The following is a 6,349-nucleotide window of genomic DNA, read 5'->3' on the forward strand; positions in this document are numbered from 1 at the left end:
CTTGGAGCTCCTTGCGGATCGCCGCGATCCGCTCGCCACCCTCTGAACCGCGGACGGTATCCAGCAGCTGGACGGTGTAGCCTTCCGGATCTTCCGGCAGGTCCACATAGTCGGCCGTCAGGGCGTATTCCGCGGCGGCAATACCGGCACGCTTGCCGAAGACGTTGATGTCGAGCAGCGAGTTGGTACCCAACCGGTTGGAACCATGCACGGAAACGCAGGCAACCTCGCCCGCGGCATAGAGACCGGGGATGGTCGTTTCATTGTCCTGCAGCACTTGCGCGGTGATGTTCGTGGGGATTCCGCCCATGTTGTAGTGCGCGGTGGGGAAGACCGGTACCGGCTCCGTGTACGGCTCCACGCCAAGATAGGTGCGGGCGAACTCGGTGATGTCAGGTAGCTTCGCGTCGATGTGGGCCGGCTCGAGGTGGGTCAGGTCGAGCAGCACATAATCCTTGTTCGGACCTGCACCGCGGCCTTCGCGCACCTCATTGGCCATGGACCGGGCGACGATATCGCGCGGGGCCAGGTCCTTAATCGTGGGGGCGTAGCGTTCCATGAACCGTTCGCCCTCGGAATTGCGGAGGATTCCGCCCTCACCGCGCGCCGCTTCGGAGAGGAGGATACCCAGACCGGCCAGACCCGTCGGGTGGAACTGGAAAAACTCCATGTCCTCGAGCGGAATACCGCGGCGGTAGGCAATACCCATGCCGTCACCGGTAAGAGTGTGCGCGTTGGAGGTGGTCTTGAAGACCTTGCCCGAACCGCCGGTGGCGAAGATGACGGACTTGGCCTGGAAGACGTGTAGTTCGCCGCTGGCCAGGTCGTAGGCGACGACGCCGGCGACCTTCCGGTTGAGTTTGCCGTCCACTTCGTCGTCGACCATCAGCAGGTCGAGCACGTAGAACTCATTGTAGAACTCGACGTTGTGCTTTACGCAGTTTTGGTACAGCGTCTGCAGGATCATGTGCCCGGTGCGGTCCGCTGCGTAGCAGGAGCGGCGTACGGGCGCCTTGCCGTGGTCGCGGGTGTGACCACCGAAACGGCGCTGGTCAATGCGGCCCTCGGGCGTGCGGTTGAACGGCAAGCCCATCTTTTCCAGGTCCAGCACAGCGTCGATGGCTTCCTTGGCCATCACCTCGGCGGCGTCCTGGTCCACCAGGTAGTCCCCGCCCTTGACCGTGTCGAAGGTATGCCATTCCCAGTTGTCTTCTTCGACATTGGCCAGCGCTGCACACATTCCGCCTTGCGCGGCCCCGGTGTGCGAGCGGGTGGGGTAAAGCTTCGTCAGTACAGCCGTCCGTGCGCGCTGACCGGATTCGATGGCCGCGCGCATACCGGCACCACCGGCGCCGACAATAACGACGTCGTACTTGTGAACCTGCATGCCTGGTGCTCTTTCTGTTGAATTCAGATGCTAAGTGAGAGGGAATCCGCCGCGGCTAGGAAGCGCTGCAGAATGACGGCAGCAATTCCGCCGCGGCCCCGGGCGGGCAGGGATTGAAGGTGAAGATCACGAGCGTTCCCAGAACGAGGATGACGACGGTGGCCGCGTACAGGATCATCTTGAGCCAGAACCGCGTTCCGTCCTTGTCCGCGTAGTCATTAATGATGGTGCGCACGCCGTTGGTTCCATGCAGCATGGCCAGCCACAGCATGGCAAGGTCCCATACCTGCCAGAACGGATCGGCCCATTTACCAGCCACGAAACCGAAGTCCACGGCCTGGATCCCGTCGCCGACCATCAGGTTCACGTAGAGGTGGACGAAGATCAGGACGAGCAGCACGATGCCGGACAGCCGCATGAACAGCCAGCCGATCATCTCGAAATTCGAGCCACTGCCACCGGTCCGGTTGTACTTGATTCCGGTCTTGGTGTTGTCGTAACTGCGCGGAGGTTGGATTGTCTGCGCCATTTAGTGCCCCCCGAAGACGTTGGGTAGATGCCGGATAAGGAAGACGGTCAGCGTCACGGCCCACAGTGCAAGGACGATCCACAGCATCTGCCGGTGGAACTTAGGCCCCTTCTTCCAGAAGTCGATCAGGATGATCCGGATGCCGTTGAAGGCGTGGAAGATGATGGCGGCTACCAGACCGGCTTCACCGAGACCCATCAGTGGGTTCTTATAGGCACCAATCACCGCGTTGTACGCCTCGGGGGAGACCCGCACCAGCGACGTATCCAGCACGTGCACCAATAAGAAGAAAAAGATAACGACGCCGGTTATCCGGTGTCCGACCCAAGACCACTGACCTTCTCGGCCGCGGTAGAGGGTTCCAGCTGGTGTCTTCGACACTGAATTAACCTCCCTGCATCGCAACGGCGCCAGCGTGTTTTCCACGCGGGGAAGCGCATATGCGAGAGCACTAATAGGCTCGACTCTAACTTAGGCCCGCGGTAGCTGGAAGTTCAATTCAGGTACTCCTATATTTAGTGTTGCCTTCATCACCGTACGCAGTTCCGGGTGCCGAATGGCGACGCAGCCGACCGTGCCGGGGTCCCTCGCGCTACGCTGGGACTGATGAGTACTGACGAAACACGTGCAACGGCCCCCGGCGACGCGCAAGACGACATTATGGACCGGTTCTACGGCGTCATTCCGGCGGGTGGAACCGGAACCCGCTTGTGGCCGCTGTCCCGTGCTGCCACCCCCAAGTTCCTGCATGACCTGACGGGCTCCGGGAGCACGCTGCTGCGCTCCACCTACGACCGGCTGGAACCGCTGACGGGCAAACGCATCCTGTTGGTCACCGGCGCAGCCCACCGTGACGCCGTCTGCAGCCAATTGCCCGAGGTGGACGAAGCGGATCTGCTGCTGGAGAGCGAACAGAAGGACTCCGCCGCCGCCATCGGTCTGGCCGCCGCCATTCTGTACCGCCGGAACCCGGACATCATCATGGGTTCCTTCGCGGCCGACCACGTGATCAGCCCGGATTCGGCGTTCCGGGACGCGGTGCGCGAAGCCGTCTATACGGCCGCCGCCGGAAAAATCGTCACGATCGGCATTCATCCCACCTATCCGTCCACCGGTTTCGGCTATATCAGGTCCAACAACAAACTTGGCATCGAGGGCGCGCCCAGTGCACGCGCCGTCGTCGAATTCGTGGAGAAGCCGACGGAGGGCGTTGCCAGGCAGTACTTGTCGTCCGGTGAGTATCACTGGAACGCAGGCATGTTCGTTGCACCGGCTTCGCTGATGCTCCAGCACCTCTCCGTTTCAGAGCCGGAACTATATGCCGGCCTGTCCGAGATCGCCGACGCCTGGGACACGCCCAGACGGAACGAGGTGATGGACCGGCTCTGGCCGACGTTGCCAAAAATCGCCATCGATTACGCCGTCGCGGAACCGGCAGCTGCAGTCGGGGACGTCGCGATGGTGCCCGGCACCTTCAAATGGGACGACGTCGGCGACTTCGCTGCGCTGGGCCGGCTCAACAGTGCGGCGGAAATCTCCGACCTTACGGTGATGGGCAAGGGCGCAAGGGTCTTCTCCGAGGCGGCCTCCGGCGTCGTTTTCTCCGATACGAAGCGGGTTATTGCGTTGATCGGGATCGAGGACCTCGTCGTCGTGGATACCAAGGATGCGCTGTTGGTGACGACGACGGCACACGCCCAGGAAGTTAAACAGGCCGTGGAGCGGCTCAAGGCGAGCGGCGACCACGACGTTTTGTAACCGGAGATTCGTAATGGATCGCTCAAGATCCACAAAAAACGGCCCGGGCTAGATAGGGTTTTGGTGTGCACACAGATCCAGTCGAAAGCGATCCCTTCAAGCTGGTCGGACCTTTGCTGCTGCCGAAGGTGGACGAGTTGATTGCATTCCGCCGGGATCTACATGCCAATCCCGAACTCTCCCGCAAGGAATACCGCACCACCGACAAGATTGTCGACCGGCTGACTGAGGCAGGGTTATCGCCCAAGAGGTTCGAAAACACCGGTCTGTACGTTGATATTGGCCATGGTCCAATTGCGACGGCGCTGCGCGGCGACATTGATGCGCTCCCCATTGTGGAGGAAACCGATCTGGAGTACTCCTCGAACAATCCGGGGGTGACGCACGCCTGTGGTCACGACATTCACACCACGGTGATGGTCGGCGTCGCCCTGATTCTGGGGGAGATCGATGCGCAGACTCCGCTGGCCGGCACCGTGCGGATTATCTTCCAACCCGCCGAGGAAACCATGCCCGGCGGTGCGCTCGATGTAATTGAGCAGGGTGGGATGGAATCCGTTCCGCGGATCCTGGCCCTGCATTGCGATCCGCGTGTGGAGGTCGGCCATGTCGGAACCCGCATTGGCGCCATCACTTCAGCGTCCGACACGATCCGGATTGAGCTTTCCGGCCGCGGCGGCCACACCTCCAGGCCCCATGCGACCGAGGATCTGGTCTTCGCGCTTGCGGAAATTGCGGTCAATGTTCCGGCGGTGCTGAACCGGCGGATTGACGTCCGGAGCGCAGTATCCGTCGTTTGGGGGCAGATCCGGGCCGGTTCGGCACCGAACGCCATTCCCTCCAGCGGCTTCATGGCCGGAACCATGCGCATACTGGACCGGGACGACTGGCACGCGGCCGGCGACCTGCTGGACCAGGTGGTGCGGCAGACGGCGGCACCGTTCGGCGTGGATGTGCATCTGGAACACCTGCGCGGTGTGCCTCCGGTCGTGAACTCGGAAACCGAAACGGCCCTCCTGGAAGCGGCCGCCCGCGCCGAACTCGGCGAGGACTCCGTCGTACTGACGCCGCAATCCATGGGCGGCGAAGACTTTGCCTGGTTCCTGCAGGATGTGCCCGGCTCGATGATGCGGCTCGGCACCCGCGCGCCGGGCGGTGGAATCTTCGATCTGCACCGGGGTGACTATGTTGCGGACGAGCGGGCCATCGGCGTCGGAGTCCGGGTGATGGCCTCGGCGGCACTTCGGGCCGTTCGTCACCGGCGCCAGGAAGTCGCCCGGATGGGTGTAAACCCGGGCAGCTGATCCGTCCGGGTAACAACTTCCCAACGATGCAGCGTTCAACGTGTGTTTTTGCGTCCGATGGTGATTTGGGGCACTAGGGTAGTCTCGTACCGTGCGCCCCGGCGCACCCCCACGAGCATCAGTGAAAACAGAGCAGGAAACGCAGCGGTCATCGGTGATCACGGCGGAGCGGACACTCATTGAAACTTCAGTCGTGGGGAAAATATTCTCTGGAGGAACAGTGAAGAAAATTTTCAGTGCTGCCAAGCGGAGCACATCTCTCGGGGCGGCCATTCTCGGCATCTCCGCTCTTGTGCTCACCGGCTGCGGGGAAGCACCGACACCTGAAGGTGAGGGCAACGGCGGCGGTGGAGAGACGAGCGCGGCCAACAGCGACTACTTGGGCTGCATCGTTTCGGACTCCGGCGGATTCGACGACCGCTCCTTTAACCAGTCCAGCTACGAAGGGCTGACGGCTGCGCAGGAGAAGCTGGGCATCGAAATCCAGCAGGCAGAGTCCCAGGCGCCTACGGACTTTGAACCGAACCTCAATTCCATGGTGCAGTCCGGCTGTAACCTGACGGTCACCGTCGGCTTCCTGCTCGGTGACGCCACCAAGGCTGTGGCAGCAGACAAACCGGAGCAGAACTTCGCGATCGTCGACTACAACGACCCGGAGTTCACTGACAACGTCAAACCACTGATCTACGACACCGCGCAGGCGGCTTTCCTGGCGGGCTATCTCGCCGCGGGGATGACTGAAACCGGCACCGTCGCCACCTATGGTGGCGTGAAGATACCGACCGTGACCATCTTCATGGACGGATTCGACGCCGGCATCGAGCACTACAACCAGCAGAATGACACCGATGTGAACCTGCTGGGCTGGGACCGCGAGTCCCAGGAAGGCACCTTCATCGGTGACTTCGAGAACCAGAGTGCGGGCAAAACCAACACCTCCAACTTCATCAACGAGGGTGCGGACATCATCCTGCCTGTTGCCGGGCCGGTGGGGCTGGGCACGGTCGACGCGGTGAAGGAAGCCAACAACGCCGGTAAGGACGCCAGCATTATCTGGGTCGACTCTGACGGTTACAAAGCCGTCCCCGAGGCACAGGATCTGTTCCTCACCTCGGTGATGAAGGGAATTTCCAAGTCCGTGGAAGATGTCATTACGGCTGATGTGAAAGGCAAGTTCTCGAGCGAACCCTACGTCGGCACCTTGGACAACGGTGGCGTGAGCATCGCCCCGTACCACTCCTTCGCAGATGAGGTGCCTGAAGAGTTGAAGTCCGAGATTGAGGACATCAAGGCCGGCATCATCGCTGGCGAAATCGATGTCCAGTCGGATGCCAGCCCCGAGCAGTAAGACAAGCAACGCAAAGCGCGCCG

6 protein-coding genes are annotated in these 6,349 nt (G+C 61.7%); 3 read left to right on the top strand and 3 right to left on the bottom strand.

Going from position 1 to position 6,349, the window contains the following annotated elements:
• From sdhA to sdhC, 3 genes are all read right to left on the bottom strand, one after another.
• A partial coding sequence (gene sdhA / locus Y707_RS23760) for a succinate dehydrogenase flavoprotein subunit (RefSeq protein WP_035780474.1) occupies positions 1–1,387 on the bottom strand: 1,387 nt, incomplete at its 3' end.
• A gap of 55 nt (positions 1,388–1,442) precedes the next feature.
• The gene (locus tag Y707_RS0105545; RefSeq protein WP_026534337.1) at positions 1,443–1,916 is read right to left on the bottom strand and encodes a succinate dehydrogenase hydrophobic membrane anchor subunit; all 474 of its coding nucleotides are present in this window, start codon (positions 1,914–1,916) and stop codon (positions 1,443–1,445) included.
• Positions 1,917–2,297 carry a succinate dehydrogenase, cytochrome b556 subunit gene (gene sdhC / locus Y707_RS0105550; RefSeq protein WP_051441681.1) on the bottom strand — a complete coding sequence of 127 codons (381 nt, stop codon included), beginning with the start codon at positions 2,295–2,297 and terminating at the stop codon, positions 1,917–1,919. It abuts the gene before it with no gap.
• Positions 2,298–2,522: 225 nt separating this feature from the next.
• Here sdhC and Y707_RS0105555 point away from each other — a divergent pair, with 225 nt between their 5' ends.
• From Y707_RS0105555 to Y707_RS0105565, 3 genes are all read left to right on the top strand, one after another.
• Positions 2,523–3,674 carry a mannose-1-phosphate guanylyltransferase gene (locus tag Y707_RS0105555; RefSeq protein WP_026534339.1) on the top strand — a complete coding sequence of 384 codons (1,152 nt, stop codon included), beginning with the start codon at positions 2,523–2,525 and terminating at the stop codon, positions 3,672–3,674.
• A 101-nt stretch (positions 3,675–3,775) separates the two neighbouring features.
• Positions 3,776–4,978, top strand: a complete 1,203-nt coding sequence (locus tag Y707_RS23765; protein WP_081744647.1) for an amidohydrolase — start codon at positions 3,776–3,778, stop codon at positions 4,976–4,978.
• A gap of 220 nt (positions 4,979–5,198) precedes the next feature.
• Positions 5,199–6,326: a BMP family lipoprotein gene (locus Y707_RS0105565; RefSeq protein WP_026534340.1), complete on the top strand. Its 1,128-nt coding sequence runs from the start codon at positions 5,199–5,201 to the stop codon at positions 6,324–6,326.
• Positions 6,327–6,349: the final 23 nt, after the last annotated feature.

This window comes from Arthrobacter sp. H14 (genome assembly GCF_000520495.1).
GTDB lineage: Bacteria > Actinomycetota > Actinomycetes > Actinomycetales > Micrococcaceae > Arthrobacter_C.

Bases quoted from the DNA above. Each gene is read 5' to 3' on its own strand.
- Y707_RS0105545 (WP_026534337.1), bottom strand. From the start codon at position 1,916: ATGGCGCAGACAATCCAACCTCCGCGCAGTTACGACAACACCAAGACC.
- Y707_RS0105555 (WP_026534339.1), top strand. From the start codon at position 2,523: ATGAGTACTGACGAAACACGTGCAACGGCCCCCGGCGACGCGCAAGAC.